Origin of the sequence: Streptomyces sp. CBMA291 (assembly GCF_014596525.1) — a bacterium.
Lineage (GTDB): Bacteria > Actinomycetota > Actinomycetes > Streptomycetales > Streptomycetaceae > Streptomyces.
The window spans coordinates 52987-69111 of the sequence record NZ_MSJP01000061.1 but is presented as its reverse complement, the minus strand read 5'-3'; the positions used below and the strand labels follow the sequence as shown (position 1 = coordinate 69111).

Here is a 16125-nt window from a genome sequence, read left to right as displayed (position 1 = left end):
GTCGTACCGGGCGCCGGCCACCCGGGCGCCCTCCACCCGGGCGCCGCCGCCCCGGGGCCCCATCGGCAGGCCCCTCCCGCCCGTCAGGCCCCGCCCGCCCAGGCGGCCCAGGTCCAGACCCCGGCGCTCGCCCCCGCCCCCGTACGGCAGACCCCGGCTCCCCCTCCCGTTCCCGTACGGCAGGCCCCGCCCGCCCCCGTACCGCCGTCCCCCGCCCCCGTGGCGCAGGCCCCGTCCCCCGTGCCCGCCGCGCAGGCTCAGGCGGCGCCCGGGTCGCCCGTCTGGGCGCAGCGGAACCCGCCGCAGGCGCCGGTGGGGGAGCAGGGGCCGGTGGCGCCCTGGAAGCCGCCCGTCGACGATGTGTTCACCCAGGCGGCGCGGGCGCAGGCGGCGGCCAGGCCGGCCGGGCTCGGGCGGCGGCTCGTCGCCCGGCTGATCGACACGGTCGTCCTCGGCGGGCTCTCGGGGGCCGCCGCCTTCCCCTTCGTGGCCGCCGCCGTCGAGCACATCGAGGCCAAGATCGAGGAGGCTCGGCAGTCCGGCGTCACCGTCCAGGTCTGGCTGATCGACTCGACCACCTCGGTCCAGTTCGGCATCGCGCTGACCGCGCTCGTCGTCCTCGGTCTGCTGTACGAGGTGCTGCCCACCGCCCGCTGGGGCCGGACCCTGGGCAAGAAGGCGTGCGGGATCGAGGTGCGGGACATCGAGGCGCACCAGCCGCCGACGTTCGGCGCCTCGCTGCGCCGCTGGCTCGTCCACGGGGTCCTGAACCTGCTCGTGATCGGGGTCGTCAACATGGCGTGGTGTCTCTTCGACCGGCCCTGGCGCCAGTGCTGGCACGACAAGGCCGCCCGTACGTTCGTGGCGCGCTGACGGGCCGTCGGAGGGCCCGGCGAGGGGCCGACCGGGCGAGGGCCACCCCGAACGGGCGGTGATTCCTTGCGGGGGCGCCGGGCCCGGGATGCACTGCCCCCATGAGCACCGACCAGCCGCCGTCCGGCCAGCCGCCCGAGGAGGACCCGTTCCTCAAGAGGCCGCAGGAGCCTCCGCCGCCCTCCGCCGGGCAGCCGCCGCCGTCCGGCCCTCCTCCGGGGGAGCCGCCCCCCGAGCCGCCCCCTCAGGGGAGCCCCTACGGCCCGTCAGGGGGTTCGGGCCCGTCGGAGGGCTCTCCCTACGGGCCCGCGAACGGCTCCCCTCACGGCCCGTCCGGCGGCTCTCCGTACGGGCCCTCGGGAGGCTCCCCGTACGGGCCTTCCGGCGGCTCCCCGTACGGCGGAGGGGCGCCGCCTCCGCCCCCTCCGTACGGTGGCGGGGGTTACGGCGGGGCCGATCCGCTCTCCGGGATGCCGCCGCTGGCCGAGCCCGGTCGGCGTATCCTCGCCCGGCTGATCGACTGGCTGATCGTTTTCATTCCACTGGCGATCATCGGCATCCCGTTCGACGTCTACAAACGGGCGACGGAGGACAATTTCGGCGACACGGTCAACAGCTTCAGCGGGGGGAGCCAGCTGGTCTTCCAGCTGATCACGATCGTCGCCTACGTCGCGTACGACACGGTGCTGACGGCCAGGGACGGCCGGACCGTCGGCAAGAAGCTGATGAAGCTGCGGGTCGCGATGCTCAACGACGGCTCGACGCCTCCGATGAGCCAGTCGCTGCTGCGGGCGGTGGTCCTGTGGCTGCCCGCCCTGATCTGCTGCGCCTGTCTGTGGCCGCTGATCCTGCTGGTCCTGATCCTGGTCGACAAGCCCTACAAGCAGGGTCTGCACGACAAGGCGGCGAAGACGGTGGTCGTCTCCGTCCCCGGGTAGGGCAGCGGACGGCCGGTCAGGAACCTTTCCCGCTCCGGGTTTCCGCGCGGGTGCGGGCCGATTCCTCCGGAGGGCGCGGGGGTGAGGCGCCGAAGGTCCTGGGGGCGCCGGTCCGCACCGAGGGTGCGGCGGCCGTGAACAGGGCCGTGAACAGGCCGAGAAGTACTCCGGCGAGACAGGCCACCGTGATGCCCGGGGTGGTCGTGGTGCCGGAGAGCAGCAGCAGCGTAACGGTCGTGAGGACGACGGTGACGGAGCCGAGGACGAGCGGCGTGGCGCGTGGGCGCTGCATGGTCGGGACCGCCCCCTCGGGACTTCGCTTCGGCCGGTGCGCCGGAGGTCCGGCAGGTGTGCGGCGGGAACGCGCCGGGTGCGTGCGCCAGGTACGCACCGGGTGTGCGCCGGGTGCGCGCCGTACGGTCGCTCCGACGGGCAACGACTTTACAGACGTGAGGAGTTAGAGCGGAACCGAAGCGGGGTAGGGCAGCTCCGGGCGATGGATGCACAGGGGGCGCACGGGGTCACGCCCTCTGTATTTTCCCTCTTCACACGCCCGCCGACTGTCCGAAAATCGGAATTCATCTCCCGCATAGTGCACCTGGTCGGCGCATGTCAAGATCTGTCTTTTCTCGTGTCCCTCCGGTCAAATGTCGTCACTTGTGACGCGCGACCCCGCCGGACGGACACCCCACCTTCGGTCCATTTGCGCGGGCGCCGGGGAGGACATCTTCAAGTGACCAACAGACGACGGGCGATCAGAACGTCCGCAGTGGTTGTGGCGCTCGCGGCTACCGCCGCCACCGCCTCGACCTTCACCACCGCCTGGGCGGACAACAACGGCCGCGTGAGCGCGGCCGACGTGCGCCACGACCCGGCGCCGGACGCCGGTGTCGACAAGACGGCGGTCGACCACGACCTCGACGGTCCGCTCAGCCAGGAGCAGAGCGAGCAGCGCAAGGCCGCCCTGGAGCAGGTCCTGAGCGGCAAGTCGAAGGTGGAGAGCCGCGGTGGCTCCCAGGTCGTCAAGCTCGGCAGCAAGAAGTACGTCGAGCTGGGCCGTGAGAAGACCGACAAGATCTTCACGATCCTGGTCGAGTTCGGCGACAAGGTGGACAACACCACCCTGATCGACCGCGCGGACGACAACACGCCCGAGCTGAAGCCGAAGTACGGCGGCACGCCCGGCCCGCAGCACAACCGCATAGCCCAGCCCAACCGTGCGAACGACAACTCCACGGAATGGCGCTCGGACTACAACCAGCAGCACTTCCAGGACATGTACTTCGGCACCGGCAAGGATGCCAAGGGACAGCCCAAGGAGTCGCTGAAGACCTACTACGAGAAGACCTCGTCCGGCCGTTACTCGGTCGACGGCGCCGTCTCCGACTGGGTCAAGGTCGAGTACAACGAGGCCCGCTACGGCTCGAACTACTGCGGCAGCAGCAACTGCTCCAGCGCCTGGGACGCCGTCCGCGACGGTGTCACCGCCTGGGCCGCCGACCAGAAGGCCAAGGGCCGCACCGACGCCCAGATCAAGGCCGACCTGGCGCAGTACGACCAGTGGGACCGGTACGACTACGACGGCGACGGCAACTTCAACGAGCCCGACGGCTACATCGACCACTTCCAGATCGTCCACGCGGGCGAGGACGAGTCGGCCGGTGGCGGCGCCGAGGGCAAGAACGCCCTGTGGGCCCACCGCTGGTACGCCTACGGCACCGACTTCGGCAAGACCGGCCCGACCGGCAACAAGGCGGGTGGCGCCGAGATCGGCAACACCGGCATCTGGGTCGGCGACTACACGATGCAGCCGGAGAACGGCGGCCTCGGCGTCTTCGCGCACGAGTACGGCCACGACCTCGGTCTGCCGGACCTGTACGACACCTCCGGCGGCGGCGCCGAGAACTCGACCGGCTTCTGGACCCTCATGTCCTCCGGTTCCTGGCTCGGCCGCGGCAAGGACGCCATCGGCGACCTGCCCGGCGACATGACCGCCTGGGACAAGCTCCAGCTCGGCTGGCTGAACTACACCAAGGTCTCCAACGACGCCCGCAAGGCGAAGACCACCCACAAGCTGGGCGTCTCGGAGTACAACACCAAGAACCCGCAGGCGCTTGTCGTCGAGCTGCCGAAGAAGGCCGTCCCCACCACGGTCGTCGCCCCCGCGGAGGGTGCCACGCAGTGGTGGAGCGGCATGGGTGACAACCTCAAGAACACCCTGACCCGCTCGGTCGACCTCACGGGCAAGACGTCCGCCTCCCTTGAACTCAAGGGCTGGTACGACATCGAGGCCGAGTACGACTTCCTGTACGCCGAGGTCTCCACGGACGGCGGCGCCAACTGGACCGCCCTCGACGGCACCGCCGACGGTGTGGCGCTCCCGCGTGACGCCAGCGGCGCCCCGGCGCTGACCGACGTCTCCGGCACGCACAAGTCGCTGGTCTACGGCCTCGACGCCTACGCCGGCAAGAAGTTCGACCTCCGCTTCCGCTACCAGACGGACGGCGGCGCGGGCGGCAAGGGCTTCACCGCCGACGCCATCACCGTGAAGGCCGACGGCGCCGCGCTCTTTTCCGACAACGTCGAGAACGGCGACAACGGCTGGGTCTCGAAGGGCTTCTCGCGCATCGGCGAGGGCTTCTCCAAGGAGTACGAGCAGTACTACATCGCGGAGAACCGCCAGTACGTCTCGTACGACGCCACCCTGAAGACCGGCCCGTACAACTTCGGCTTCACGGGCACCAAGGCCGACTGGGTCGAGCACTACGCGTACCAGAACGGTCTGCTCATCTGGAAGTGGGACCTCTCCCAGAAGGACAACAACACCGCCGTCCACCCGGGCGCCGGTCTCATCCTTCCGGTCGACGCCCACCCGACCCCGCTGCGCTGGAACGACGGCACCTTGATGCGTAACCGCGTCCAGGCGTACGACTCCACCTTCGGCACCACCCGGACCGACGCGCTGCGCCTCCACAACGCCGACGTCCCGACGCTCGTCAAGTCGCAGCCCGGCAACCCGGTCTTCGACGACAAGCGGAACACCTACTGGTCCTCCGAGACCCCCCGTGCCGGTGTGAAGGTCTCCGACACCAACACCAAGATCGAGGTCGTCAAGGAGCCCGCCAGCGGCCAGACGATCACGGTCCGCGTGGGTCCTGCCGCCAAGTAATCACTGAATCCGCAGGTCGAATCATGATCGGCCGTCGCCCCCTGGCGGGCGGCGGCCGATCGTGTTTAGGTGCGTTCGAGGGCCCCGACCGGGTCCTCGTCGACATTCGATCCACGGGGGAGTGGTTCCACATGCCCAACGGAGGGTTCTGCAAGTTGCCGGGCGGCAGCGTGGTGGTCGCCATAGGCCTGCCGAGTCCGGCCTGCGACGGCGCCACCATGCGTTTCCTCGTGCACGCCGCGAACCGTTCCCGCGCCCTGACCCGACTGCGGAACCTGGGACTGCGGGCCGTCTACCTCCGGGGCAACACCGAACCGCCCACCCCGGACGAGATCACGGCCGTCCTGCACCACCCGGACGGCCTGCTGTGGAGATCCACCCCCGGCACCGCCCAGGAACTGTGGCACCCGGTCCGGTCCCTGCCCAAGGCCCCCGCGCTCTGAGACCCGCCCCGCCGGGCCCCGCTCGGCCGCCGGGCCCCGGCCGTCCGGTCGGCCCCGTCCGCCCCGTCGGGCCGCAGCCGGACGCCGGTTCCGGCCCGGGGTCTCAGCCGACCACCGGGCTCCCGGTCAGCTCCACGCCCGCCGTACGCAGCTCCGCCAGGGCCCTGTCCGTCGTCTCCCGGGCGACCCCGGCCGTCAGATCGAGCAGCACCCGGGTCCTGAAGCCCTCCCGCGCCGCGTCCAGGGCCGTCGCCCGGACACAGTGGTCGGTCGCGATGCCCACCACGTCGACCTCGGTGACCTCCCGCTCCCGCAGCCACTCCGCGAGCGTCAGGCCGTTCTCGTCCCGGCCCTCGAAACCGCTGTACGCGGCCGTGTAGGCGCCCTTGTCGAAGACGGCGTCGATCGCCCCGCTGGCGACGGCCGGAGCGAAGTTCGGGTGGAAGCCGACCCCCTCCGTACCGGCCACGCAGTGCACCGGCCAGGAGGAGACGTAGTCCGGCTCCTCGCCCGCGGGGGCGAAGTGCGCCCCCGGGTCGACATGGTGGTCACGGGTGGCGACGACCTGCCGGTAGGAGGTGCCCGCCGTCTCCCCGACCAGGTCGGTGATGGCCGCGGCGACGTCCGCGCCGCCGGTCACCGCGAGGCTGCCGCCCTCGCAGAAGTCGTTCTGAACGTCCACAACGATCAATGCGCGGTGCATGGCGGGTGTCCTTGTCGGGTCGGGAGGGCCGGAGGGAAGGGCCTTGGGAAGGGAGGGTTCGAGCCTAGAGACTTCCCCCTCGCATCGGGAGGGGGCGTCCCCGGCGGGCGCCGCGCGGGCCCCGCCGAGGACGCGCCGCCCGCGCGGACGCGGCGCGGCGCACGCCGTCGGGCGTACTCCGCCGGACGGACGGCGCCCCCCCGTACCCGGGAGGGTGCCTGGTGTCACCCGTACCTGGTCGGGTGGCTGGTGTCACCCGTATCCGGTCGGGTGCCCGGCGCCACCCGTACCCGGCCGGATGCCCGGTGTCACCCGTCCTCCGTCGGGCGTACCCCGTGGGGCGGACACCGTCAGACCGGCACCGTCACACGTACTCCGTCGGCAGCACCGGCTCGCCCCGGGAGAGCTGGATCGCCGACATCGGCAGTGCGGCGCGGGCCGCGATGTGCCGGTCCCTGGCGGCCTCCAGCGGCTCCCTCGCCACCACCTCGCCGCCCTTGACCAGCCGGACCAGGAGCTGGTGGTCGACCAGTTCCGGCGGGATCTCTCCGGTGCCCACGACCTCCGCCTCCGCGATCCCGTCCGCGTCGGGCCGCCGGGCCGCCCACTTGCGCCCGCCGACCGACGCCTTGCCGCCGAGGGACTTCTTGGCGACCGGCACGAGCGGCGCCGAAGGATCGGCCGCGTCGGCCCGCGCGACCAGCTTGTAGACCATGGAGCAGGTCGGGTGGCCGCTGCCGGTGACCAGCTGCGTGCCCACCCCGTACGCGTCGACCGGTGCCGCCGCGAGCGAGGCGATGGCGTACTCGTCGAGGTCCGAGGTGACCACGATCCGGGTCTCGCGCGCCCCCAGCTCGTCCAGCTGCGCCCGTACCCGGTGCGCGACGAGGAGCAGGTCGCCGGAGTCGATCCGGACGGCGCCCAGCTCGGGCCCCGCGACCTCGACGGCGGTCCGGACGGCCTCGGCCACGTCGTAGGTGTCCACGAGCAGGGTCGTGCCCCGCCCGAGGGTCTCGACCTGGGCGCGGAAGGCCTCCCGCTCGGTGTCGTGCAGCAGCGTGAAGGCGTGCGCGGAGGTGCCGACGGTCGGGATGCCGTAGCGGAAGCCCGCCGCGAGGTCGGACGTGGTGTGGAAGCCGCCGACGTACGCGGCGCGGGCTGCGGCGACCGCCGACAGCTCGTGGGTGCGCCGGGCGCCCATCTCGATCAGGCGGCGCCCGCCCGCCGCCGCCGACATGCGGGAGGCCGCGGCGGCGATGGCCGAGTCGTGGTTGAGGATGGAGAGGACGACCGTCTCCAGGAGCACGCACTCGGCGAAGGAGCCTTCGACGCGCAGCACGGGGGAGCCGGGGAAGTACACCTCGCCCTCGGGGTAGCCCCAGATGTCGCCGGAGAAGCGGTAACGGGAGAGCCAGTCCAGGGTCGGCTCGTCGACGATGGCCCGTTCGCGCAGGAAGGCGAGGAGGTCGGGGTCGAAGCGGAAGTTCTCGACGGCGTCGAGGACCCGCCCGATTCCCGCGAGGACGCCGTAGCGCCGCCCCTCGGGCAGCCGCCGGGTGAAGACCTCGAAGACCGAGTGCCGGTCGGCGGTGCCGGCCCGCAGGGCCGCCTGGAGCATGGTCAGCTCGTACTGATCGGTGAAGAGCGCGGTCGACGGCACGTCCACCGGCAGCCCAAGGTCCGCAGCGTTCATGTCAGCGATGCTAGCGCAGAAATCGTCAGAGTGACGATTTCTAGGGCGTGCCCCCGAGAGCGGCGCGCATCCGCCGGAACCGACGCGTCCGTTTGTGCGACGGGCCCCCCGGGGTGGCAGCATGGGGTGAGTGAGCGTCGCGCCTATCGAGATCGAACGTACGGAATCAGCCGAGGAGGTCTCCGCGGTCGTCGAACCCGACGTGCCCTGGGTGACCCTCGTGCACAACGATCCGGTCAATCTGATGAGCTATGTGGAGTACGTGTTCCAGGCGTACTTCGGCTACTCCAAGGACAAGGCGCACAAGCTGATGCTCGACGTGCACCACAAGGGCCGCGCGGTGGTCTCCAGTGGCACCCGCGAGGAGATGGAACGCGACGTGCAGGCCATGCACGGCTACGGTCTGTGGGCCACACTCTCCCAGGACCGCTTCTGATGGCCGGGCGTTTCGAACCGCTGCCCGGCGGCGGCGCCGCCGTCGCCCTCGACGAGGTCGAGATCTCCATCCTGCGCTCCCTCGCGGTCCAGCTGATGGAGCTGATCGGGCCGGGCGACGAGCCCGAGCCGGACGCGGACCCGCTCGCCGCGCTCTTCGCCGAGGGCCCGAGCGAGCCGCCCTCCGATCCCGCCCTGCGGCGCCTCTTCCCCGACGCGTACGGGGACGACAGCGAGGAGCTGCGCGCCGCCGCCTCCGACTTCCGCCGCTTCACCGAGAACGACCTGCGCGCCCGCAAGCGGCAGGACGCCCTCGTCGTGGTGCGCGCGCTCGACGGGCTGGCGGCTGGTGGCTTCGACGGTTCCGGCGGGCGCGAGGGCGGCGACGGTGGGGCCGTCCTCAAGCTGACCCCCGAGGAGTCCCGGGCGTGGCTCGGGGCGCTCAACGACCTCCGGCTGACCATCGCGACCCGCCTTGAGATCACCGAGGACGAGGAGAGCGAGCGGCTGTACCGGCTGCCGGACTCCGACCCGCGCAAGCCGATGGTGATGGCGTACCTCTGGCTCGGCGCCCTTCAGGAGTCCCTCGTGGAGACCCTCATGGCGTGACGGCGGGGCGGGTGCGCGCCCGTCTCATTCGCTCAGCGGACGCTCAAATCCGGATAACGAATGCGTTATCGGAGCGTCCGCTTTGTCGTCTTGCGTCCGCTTTTTCCAGTCGCATTCAGTGACGTACGTCACACTCTTCCCCTGCGATCCCCGTCCATCCCGTGATAAATCTTCACGACCGCTCGGGGACGCCACCCCTGTTCCCGAGGGCGCTCGGGCCGGCTGACCGCCGGTGGCACTCCATCCACATCCGGGGGGATCGGGAACCGACCCGCGACGGACGCATACGCGATCGCGCGGATCGGGCATGGAGAAAGGCGCACCACCATGACCTCTGCGCAGGTCGATCAGCAGCCCGGCGGCACCGAGGGAGCCGCCGACGGCGGCGAGGGCTACCAGCGTGGCCTCGGCGCCCGGCAGATCCAGATGATCGCGATCGGCGGTGCCATCGGCACCGGACTCTTCCTCGGCGCGGGCAAGGCCATCGCCAAGGCCGGCCCCAGCCTCATCCTCGCCTACGCCGTCGCGGGCCTGGTCATCTTCTTCATCATGCGGGCCCTCGGCGAACTCCTCATGTACCGCCCCGTCTCCGGCTCCTTCTCGGAGTACGCCCGGGAATTCGTCGGCCCCTTCGCGGGCTTCGTCACCGGCTGGACGTACTGGCTCTTCTGGGTCGTCACCGGCATCACCGAGGTCACCGCCGCCGCCACCTACATGACGTACTGGTGGAACATCCCGCAGTGGCTCTCCGCGCTCGTCTTCACCGTGGTGCTCTACGGAGCCAACCTGATCTCCGTGAAGCTCTTCGGCGAGCTGGAGTTCTGGTTCTCCATGGTCAAGGTCACGGCCATCGTCGGAATGATCCTGATCTGCGCCGGAGTCCTCACCCTCGGCTTCTCCGACGCCGGGGACACCGCGAGCGTCGCCCATCTGTGGAACCAGGGCGGCTTCTTCCCGCAGGGCGTCGGCTCCACCCTGATGACCCTTCAGATCGTGATGTTCGCCTTCCTCGCCGTCGAACTCGTCGGCGTCACCGCGGGCGAGTCCAAGGATCCCGAGACCGTCCTGCCCAAGGCCATCAACACCGTGCCGTGGCGGATCGCCGTCTTCTACGTCGGCGCCCTGATCATGATCCTGTCGGTCGTGCCGTGGACCGAATTCCAGCCGGGCGTCTCCCCGTTCGTCGCCGCCTTCGACAAGATGGGCCTCGGCGTCGGCGCCGCCATCGTCAACTTCGTCGTCCTGACCGCCGCCCTCTCCTCCTGCAACTCGGGCATGTACTCCACCGGCCGGATGCTCCGCGACCTCGCGCTCAACGGCCAGGGCCCCAAGGCGTTCACCCGGCTCACCCGCAGCGGCACCCCGCTGATCGGCACCACCTTCTCCGCCGCCCTCATGCTGGTCGGCGTCTGGCTCAACTACGTCGCCCCCGGCAAGGCCTTCGAGTACGTCGTCTCCTTCGCCACCATCTCCGGCATGTGGGCCTGGATCATGATCCTGGTCTGCCAGATCCGCTACCGCGCCAAGGCCGACCGGGGCGAACTCCCCGGCTCCTCCTTCCGCGCCCCCGGCGCCCCCTACACCAGCTGGTTCGCGCTCGCCTTCATCGTCATGGTGGTCGTGATGATGGGCATCGACGAGGGCGCCCGCGTCTCCCTCTACTGCGCCCCGGTCTGGGGCCTGCTCCTGGGCGTCGCCTATCTCGTCCTGAAGGCCCGCGACCCCGACGGCGCGGCCTTCGCCAAACGCTCCTGACCGCACCTTCCGGGTCGGATCGCGCCGGGGCCGACTTGGCCGACGGGTATGGAGGGAGCGCGCGGCGCGGGTCCTCGCCCCTCGCGCGACGGAGGGGCGGGGTGTCTGTCGGGTCGACCGGAAGCGGCGTAACAAGAGCCCCCGCCCGCTGGCTCCAGCATGACCAGTCGTCGGCCGACGCCCCCGACTCCGCCACGTCGACCTGCTGCAACGGTCCGCGAGGGGAGTTCCGGAAGGCCGAGGACCGGTGCGATCCACCGGTTGGCGTCGCCCCTCCCCGGGGATTGCCCGGGAGTCCATGCCTGCGCCGACCGGCGGAGCGCACTGTCGGGGCGCGCGCCCTCCCGGTCGGGGGCGGGGGTGTGGAGAGCATGCTTGCCGTCGGTCTCACCGATGTGACCTGGTGCGGCTGCGGAGATCATCTGCGCCGGGGAATGCGCTCTGGTGCGCACGTGGCCTTCACTCACCTCTTGATTACACAATGTAGTGAACTGGCTTCACTGTGGATGTATCCCACGCTCGGGCGCGCAATTTATTCCTTTGCTGCCCATGCGGGGCAGATCGTCCGACCGCAAGGAGTCACCATGTCGCCGAAGAGGGTTTCACCCGACGACGCCAAGTCGCAGCCGGCCCCGGCCCCCGCCCAGCCGCCTCAGCCGACGAGCCTGAAGGCCGAGACGACGAAGGGCCAGCTCCTGGGCGGGCTGTCCGCGGCGGGCAGAGCACGTCTGACGTGCAAGGGCAGGCCTGTGCCCTGGCAGGACATCGAGTGGTACACCGGCAAGCACGGTGAGCGCATCGGCACCTCGCAAACCGACGCCAGGGGAATCGCCGAAATGGAGGGCGGAAGCATCAGCGGCATCGCCTCCTCCGTCATGGGCGAGATCGGCGGGTACTCGGTCAAGTACCTGGGCAACGACGAGTACCTCCCTTCCGAGGACCACGGACGTATCGTCCCGCTGTTCGACATCGGAAGCTGACGAGCGGAGGCCGACCGCGAGGCGAGGGCATCCGCTGCCCCCATGGCGCGCGGCGATCGCCTCCCGACGGCGGCCACCGTGCCGGTGAGCCCGCCCGCGTGGGTGGGCCCCCGTCCCCACCGCCGTCCTTGCACCCGTGAAGCGGCGGAACCCTCTCCCGACGCATGAAGGAGACGCATGAACAAGCGCACGTCCGTCGGTGCCCTGCTGGGCGCCACTGTCCTGGCCGCCACCGCGAGCCTCACCCCCGCCGCGGCGGCCGGGAACCTCGTCAAGAACGGCACCTTCTCCGACCCGAATGCTCCGGCCGGAGGTTACGTGGAGTACGAGGACGGCGAGAACATCGGCCCCTGGCAGGTCGGATCGTCCACTCCCCGCGGCGGGGTGACGCTGTACAGCCGCGCCCTGACCCAGTACACCTACCAGGCCGTCGACATCGGACCGGGCACCCTCTCCCAGGACTTCGAAGCGGACCCCGGCTCCGTCGTCAGCGTCACCTGGAAGCACTCACGCAACTCCGACCCCGCCTGCGCCAGGGACATGGGCGACCAGTCCTACAGCGCCCAGGTCATCCCCCCGCCCAGCTCGGACCCCGTCGGCGACTCCTACACGCCCATCAGCGCCCGCTTCGCCTCGATCAACAAGCCCCTTCAGGTCTTCACCGGCAGAGAAGACCACTTCACCCTGGAGTTCGCCGGCCGCGCACCCGACGGATGCGGCCCGCTGATCACCGACGTCGTCGCCAAGGTAATCGGCCACGCCGGCCCCTGACGCCGCCGATACCTCCTGTCGTCCCCGCCGCCCTCGCCTCCCTCGGGGTCGACCACCCGTACGGGTATACGGGAGACCACTTCGAACAGCCCGCCTGACCTGCCCCGTCTCGACATCCGGGCCGTCTCGTACCATCCCTCGGTACGAGACGGCCCATCGGCTTATCCTGACGGCATGCTGACCATCACCCGGGCCCTGTACGACCAGATCGTGGAACACTCCCGCGCGGACCACCCCGACGAGGCCTGCGGCGTGGTCGCGGGACCGGAAGGCTCCGGCCGCCCCGAGCGGTTCATTCCGATGCTGAACGCCGCCCGCTCGCCCACCTTCTACGAGTTCGACTCCGCGGACCTGCTCAAGCTCTACCGCGAGATGGACGACCGGGACGAGGAGCCCGTCATCGTCTACCACTCGCACACCGCGACCGAGGCCTACCCGTCCCGTACGGACATCACCTACGCGAACGAGCCCCGGGCCCACTACGTCCTCGTCTCCACCGCCGACACCGACGGCGCGGGCCCCTTCCAGTTCCGCTCCTTCTCCATCGTCGACGGCCTCGTCACCGAAGAGGACGTCAAGGTCGTCGAGGCGTACGAGACCGACGCCGACTGACCCTCCCCGCGCGGGCCGGACACCCCGCGAGCCGTCCTCGGCCGCAGTGAGAGACTGACCGGGACCCAAAGGCGGCAGGACCCAGGAAGCCGGTGCGAATCCGGCACGGTCCCGCCACTGTGACCGCCCTTCCGAGGGGCGGAAGCCAGGAACTGACCTGCCGCCTTCCAGCACCGATCGGGGACGTGGAAATCCCCGGAGGAGGCTCGTCCCGCCATGTTCCGGCGCCGCCCGCTGCTGTCCGCGCTCGCCCTCGTCCCGCTGCTCGCCGCCTGCTCGGCCACCCCCGAAGCCACCCCCGGGACCGGCCCCGGAGCCGCCGCCCCGCCCGCGAAGACCGCCGCCGGATTCCCGTACACCGTCACCAACTGCGGTGTGACCAGCACCTACCAGGCCCCGCCGAAGCGCGCGGTCACCATGAACCAGCACGTCACCGAGATCATGCTGGCCCTCGGCCTTGAGAAGTCGCTCGTCGGCACCGCCTACCTCGACGACGCCGTCCTCCCCGCCTACGCGAAGGCCTACGCCGCCGTCCCCGTCCTCGCGAAGGAGTACCCCTCCAAGGAGGCCCTCCTCGCCGCCGACCCCGACTTCGTCTACGGCGGCTACTCCTCCGCCTTCGCCGCCAAGGACGGCCGCAGCCGCGAGGACCTGGCCCGCGCGGGCATCGCCACCCGGCTCAACACCGAGTACTGCCCCACCGGAGCGACCTCCGTCGACGACCTCTACCGCGAAGTCCGCGAGACCGGCCGCACCTTCGGCGTCGCCGACCGCGCCGAGACCTGGATCCGCGAGGCCCGCACCACCCTCGCCGCCACCGAACAGCGCCTCAAGGGCGTCGAACCCGTCTCCGTCCTCGTCTACGACAGCGGCGACAAGACCGCGTTCACGGCGGGCGGCAAGGGCATCGGCAACGAACTCATCACCCGCGCCGGCGGCCGGAACGTCTTCGCCGACCTCGACAAGACCTTCGGCGACGCCACCTGGGAACAGGTCGTCGCCCGCAAGCCCGAGGTCATCGTCCTCTACGACTACGGCTCCACCACCCTCGCGCAGAAGAAGAAGCGGCTCCTCGACGACCCCGCCCTCAAGGACGTCCCCGCCGTCAAGAACCGCCGGTTCGCCGTGATGCCGCTCTCCGACACCGTCCTCGGCGTCCGCGTCCCCGCCGCCGTCGGCACCCTCGCCGCCCAGCTCCACCCGGCCACCGGCACCACCACCCCCGCCGCCCGGTGATCCCCGCCCCGTGAAGACCGCCACCCGCCCCGCCCCGGCCCGCCACGAGGCCGGGGCCCCCGCCCCCGCGCGCCCCGCCCGCTACGCCCTCGTCGTCGCCGGACTCCTCGCCGCCCTCGCCCTCGCCGCCCTGGCCTCCCTCGCCCTCGGCTCCGTCCGCGTCCCGCCGGGACAGGTCCTCGACGCCCTCACCGGCCGCGCCGCCCCCTCCCCGTACCGCACGATCGTCCTCGACGTACGCCTGCCCCGGGTCCTGCTCGGCGTGGTCGTCGGCGCCGGACTCGCCGTCGTCGGCGCCGTCCTCCAGGCTCTCGTCCGCAACCGGCTCGCCGACCCCTTCCTCCTCGGGATCTCCTCCGGCGCCTCCGCCGGAGCCGTCCTCGTCCTGGTCGTCGGCGGCGGCACCGGCCTCGTCGCCGGGATCACCACCACCGTCGCCCTGCCCACCGGCGCCTTCGCCGGTGCCCTCCTCGCCCTCGTCCTCGTCTACGGCCTCGCCCGCAAGGGCGGTGTCCTGACCGGCACCCGGCTCGTCCTCGCCGGAGTCGCCGTCTCCTACGTCCTCTCCGCCCTCGCCACCCTCCTCCTCGTCCTCGCCGGACGCCCCGAGCACTTCCAGGAGGCCATGTTCTGGTCCCTCGGCGGCCTCGGCAGCGCCCGCTGGGACACCCTCCTGCTGCCCGCCGCCGTCCTCGTCCTCGGCACCGGACTCCTCCTCGCCCTCGCCCGCCCCCTCGACCTGCTCCTCGTCGGCGAGGAGGGCGCCACCGTCCTCGGGCTCGACACCGCCCGCTTCCGCGCCGCCGTCTTCGTCCTCGCCTCCCTCGTCACCGCCGTCATGGTCGCCGCCAGCGGCGCCGTCGGCTTCGTCGGACTCATGGCCCCGCACGCCGCCCGGCTCGCCGTCGGCGCCCCGCACCGGCGCCTGCTGCCCGTCGCCGCCCTCGGCGGAGCGCTCGCCCTGGTCCTCGCCGACCTCGCCGCCCGGACCGTCGCCGCACCCCAGGACATCCCCGTCGGCGTCCTCACCGCCCTCACCGGCGGCCCGTTCTTCCTCTGGCTGATGCGCCGCCGCCCGGAAGGAACCACCCCGTGACCGAACTGCGCGTCCAGGGACTCTCGTACGGAGCCCGGCTCCGCTCCGCCGACCTCACCGTCCGCCCCGGCGAGACCGTCGGACTCATCGGCCCCAACGGCAGCGGCAAGACCACCCTCCTGCGCTGCGTCTACGGCACCCTCGCCCCCACCGCGGGCCACGCCCTCCTCGGCGGCGAGGACCTGCGCGCCCTCGGCCCCAAGGCCCGCGCCCGCCGCGTCGCCACCGTCCCCCAGGACGGCGCCGTCGAGTTCGAGCTGACCGTCCGCGAACTCGTCGCCCTCGGCCGCTCCCCGCACAAGCGCTTCTGGGAGGGCGACACCGGCGCCGACCACGAGCGCGCCGGGAGGGCCCTCGCCCGGGTCGGCCTCGCGGACCTCGCCGACCGCCCGTACCCCACCCTCTCCGGCGGCGAACGCCAGCGCGCCCTGGTCGCCCGCGCCCTCGTCCAGGAACCGGAGCTGCTCGTCCTCGACGAGCCCACCAACCATCTGGACATCCGCCATCAGCTCGACGTCCTCGCCCTGGTCCGCACCCTGGGCACCACCAATCTGCTCGCCCTCCACGACCTCAACCTCGCGGGGGCGTACTGCGACCGGCTCTACGTCCTGGAGCGCGGCCGGGTCGTCACCGGCGGCACCCCCGCCGAGGTCCTGACCCCCGCCCTCCTGGCCGCCGTCTACGGGGTGGAAGCCGAGGTCATCCCCCACCCCGGGACGGGTTCCCCGACCGTCCTCTACCAGGCCCGTCCGGCCACCGGTCGCCAAACATCCACCATGTGAGATCACATTCCGAAACCCGGACCGGGAATC

At 71.5% G+C, this 16125-nt stretch carries 16 protein-coding genes and 1 riboswitch; of the genes, 13 read left to right on the top strand and 3 right to left on the bottom strand.

Annotation, left to right across the window (positions count from 1 at the left end):
- On the top strand, positions 1 to 873 hold an 873-nt coding region (locus BU197_RS16200), incomplete at its 5' end, for an RDD family protein (RefSeq protein ID WP_188268998.1).
- 101 nt (positions 874 to 974) lie between these two features.
- Positions 975 to 1811: an RDD family protein gene (locus BU197_RS16195; RefSeq protein WP_188268997.1), complete on the top strand. Its 837-nt coding sequence runs from the start codon at positions 975 to 977 to the stop codon at positions 1809 to 1811.
- Between the two features lie 16 nt (positions 1812 to 1827).
- Here BU197_RS16195 and BU197_RS16190 read toward each other — a convergent pair whose 3' ends face one another.
- Entirely contained in the window at positions 1828 to 2103 is a 276-nt protein-coding gene (locus tag BU197_RS16190; protein WP_188268996.1) for a hypothetical protein, read from the bottom strand.
- 441 nt (positions 2104 to 2544) lie between these two features.
- Between BU197_RS16190 and BU197_RS16185 the strand changes: the two genes are divergently transcribed.
- Positions 2545 to 4980: an immune inhibitor A domain-containing protein gene (locus BU197_RS16185; protein ID WP_188268995.1), complete on the top strand. Its 2436-nt coding sequence runs from the start codon at positions 2545 to 2547 to the stop codon at positions 4978 to 4980.
- Between the two features lie 131 nt (positions 4981 to 5111).
- The gene (locus tag BU197_RS16180) at positions 5112 to 5423 is read left to right on the top strand and encodes a hypothetical protein (protein WP_188269008.1); all 312 of its coding nucleotides are present in this window, start codon (positions 5112 to 5114) and stop codon (positions 5421 to 5423) included.
- Between the two features lie 103 nt (positions 5424 to 5526).
- Here the strand turns inward: BU197_RS16180 and BU197_RS16175 are convergent, their stop codons facing one another.
- Positions 5527 to 6126: a nicotinamidase gene (locus tag BU197_RS16175; RefSeq protein WP_188268994.1), complete on the bottom strand. Its 600-nt coding sequence runs from the start codon at positions 6124 to 6126 to the stop codon at positions 5527 to 5529.
- Between the two features lie 364 nt (positions 6127 to 6490).
- Positions 6491 to 7819 (bottom strand): nicotinate phosphoribosyltransferase, encoded by a 1329-nt coding sequence (locus BU197_RS16170; protein ID WP_188268993.1) that lies wholly within the window; start codon positions 7817 to 7819, stop codon positions 6491 to 6493.
- A 130-nt stretch (positions 7820 to 7949) separates the two neighbouring features.
- Here BU197_RS16170 and clpS point away from each other — a divergent pair, with 130 nt between their 5' ends.
- The 9 genes from clpS (at position 7950) to BU197_RS16125 (ending at position 16095) form a co-directional block, all read left to right on the top strand.
- Positions 7950 to 8255, top strand: a complete 306-nt coding sequence (gene clpS, locus BU197_RS16165) for an ATP-dependent Clp protease adapter ClpS (RefSeq protein WP_188268992.1) — start codon at positions 7950 to 7952, stop codon at positions 8253 to 8255.
- Complete coding sequence (locus BU197_RS16160) at positions 8255 to 8863, top strand: DUF2017 domain-containing protein (protein WP_188268991.1); 609 nt, start codon at positions 8255 to 8257, stop codon at positions 8861 to 8863. The genes clpS and BU197_RS16160 overlap by 1 nt, the downstream gene beginning before the upstream one ends.
- A gap of 327 nt (positions 8864 to 9190) precedes the next feature.
- Complete coding sequence (locus tag BU197_RS16155) at positions 9191 to 10618, top strand: amino acid permease (RefSeq protein WP_188268990.1); 1428 nt, start codon at positions 9191 to 9193, stop codon at positions 10616 to 10618.
- Between the two features lie 584 nt (positions 10619 to 11202).
- Positions 11203 to 11598: a hypothetical protein gene (locus BU197_RS16150; RefSeq protein WP_188268989.1), complete on the top strand. Its 396-nt coding sequence runs from the start codon at positions 11203 to 11205 to the stop codon at positions 11596 to 11598.
- 177 nt (positions 11599 to 11775) lie between these two features.
- Positions 11776 to 12369, top strand: coding sequence for a hypothetical protein (locus BU197_RS16145; RefSeq protein ID WP_188268988.1), 594 nt, complete (start codon positions 11776 to 11778; stop codon positions 12367 to 12369).
- 174 nt (positions 12370 to 12543) lie between these two features.
- Positions 12544 to 12981 carry a Mov34/MPN/PAD-1 family protein gene (locus BU197_RS16140; protein WP_188268987.1) on the top strand — a complete coding sequence of 146 codons (438 nt, stop codon included), beginning with the start codon at positions 12544 to 12546 and terminating at the stop codon, positions 12979 to 12981.
- 43 nt (positions 12982 to 13024) lie between these two features.
- A riboswitch (cobalamin riboswitch) is annotated at positions 13025 to 13157 on the top strand.
- A gap of 40 nt (positions 13158 to 13197) precedes the next feature.
- Positions 13198 to 14217: an ABC transporter substrate-binding protein gene (locus BU197_RS16135; protein ID WP_188268986.1), complete on the top strand. Its 1020-nt coding sequence runs from the start codon at positions 13198 to 13200 to the stop codon at positions 14215 to 14217.
- A gap of 10 nt (positions 14218 to 14227) precedes the next feature.
- Positions 14228 to 15313 (top strand): FecCD family ABC transporter permease, encoded by a 1086-nt coding sequence (locus tag BU197_RS16130; RefSeq protein ID WP_188268985.1) that lies wholly within the window; start codon positions 14228 to 14230, stop codon positions 15311 to 15313.
- Positions 15310 to 16095: an ABC transporter ATP-binding protein gene (locus BU197_RS16125; RefSeq protein WP_188268984.1), complete on the top strand. Its 786-nt coding sequence runs from the start codon at positions 15310 to 15312 to the stop codon at positions 16093 to 16095. The genes BU197_RS16130 and BU197_RS16125 overlap by 4 nt, the downstream gene beginning before the upstream one ends.
- The last annotated feature ends 30 nt before the right edge of the window (positions 16096 to 16125 follow it).

Bases quoted from the DNA above. Each gene is read 5' to 3' on its own strand.
- BU197_RS16145 (WP_188268988.1), top strand. From the start codon at position 11,776: ATGAACAAGCGCACGTCCGTCGGTGCCCTGCTGGGCGCCACTGTCCTG.
- BU197_RS16135 (WP_188268986.1), top strand. From the start codon at position 13,198: ATGTTCCGGCGCCGCCCGCTGCTGTCCGCGCTCGCCCTCGTCCCGCTG.
- BU197_RS16170 (WP_188268993.1), bottom strand. From the start codon at position 7,819: ATGAACGCTGCGGACCTTGGGCTGCCGGTGGACGTGCCGTCGACCGCG.
- BU197_RS16180 (WP_188269008.1), top strand. From the start codon at position 5,112: ATGCCCAACGGAGGGTTCTGCAAGTTGCCGGGCGGCAGCGTGGTGGTC.
- BU197_RS16175 (WP_188268994.1), bottom strand. From the start codon at position 6,126: ATGCACCGCGCATTGATCGTTGTGGACGTTCAGAACGACTTCTGCGAG.
- BU197_RS16150 (WP_188268989.1), top strand. From the start codon at position 11,203: ATGTCGCCGAAGAGGGTTTCACCCGACGACGCCAAGTCGCAGCCGGCC.
- BU197_RS16190 (WP_188268996.1), bottom strand. From the start codon at position 2,103: ATGCAGCGCCCACGCGCCACGCCGCTCGTCCTCGGCTCCGTCACCGTC.
- BU197_RS16155 (WP_188268990.1), top strand. From the start codon at position 9,191: ATGACCTCTGCGCAGGTCGATCAGCAGCCCGGCGGCACCGAGGGAGCC.
- BU197_RS16160 (WP_188268991.1), top strand. From the start codon at position 8,255: ATGGCCGGGCGTTTCGAACCGCTGCCCGGCGGCGGCGCCGCCGTCGCC.
- BU197_RS16140 (WP_188268987.1), top strand. From the start codon at position 12,544: ATGCTGACCATCACCCGGGCCCTGTACGACCAGATCGTGGAACACTCC.
- BU197_RS16195 (WP_188268997.1), top strand. From the start codon at position 975: ATGAGCACCGACCAGCCGCCGTCCGGCCAGCCGCCCGAGGAGGACCCG.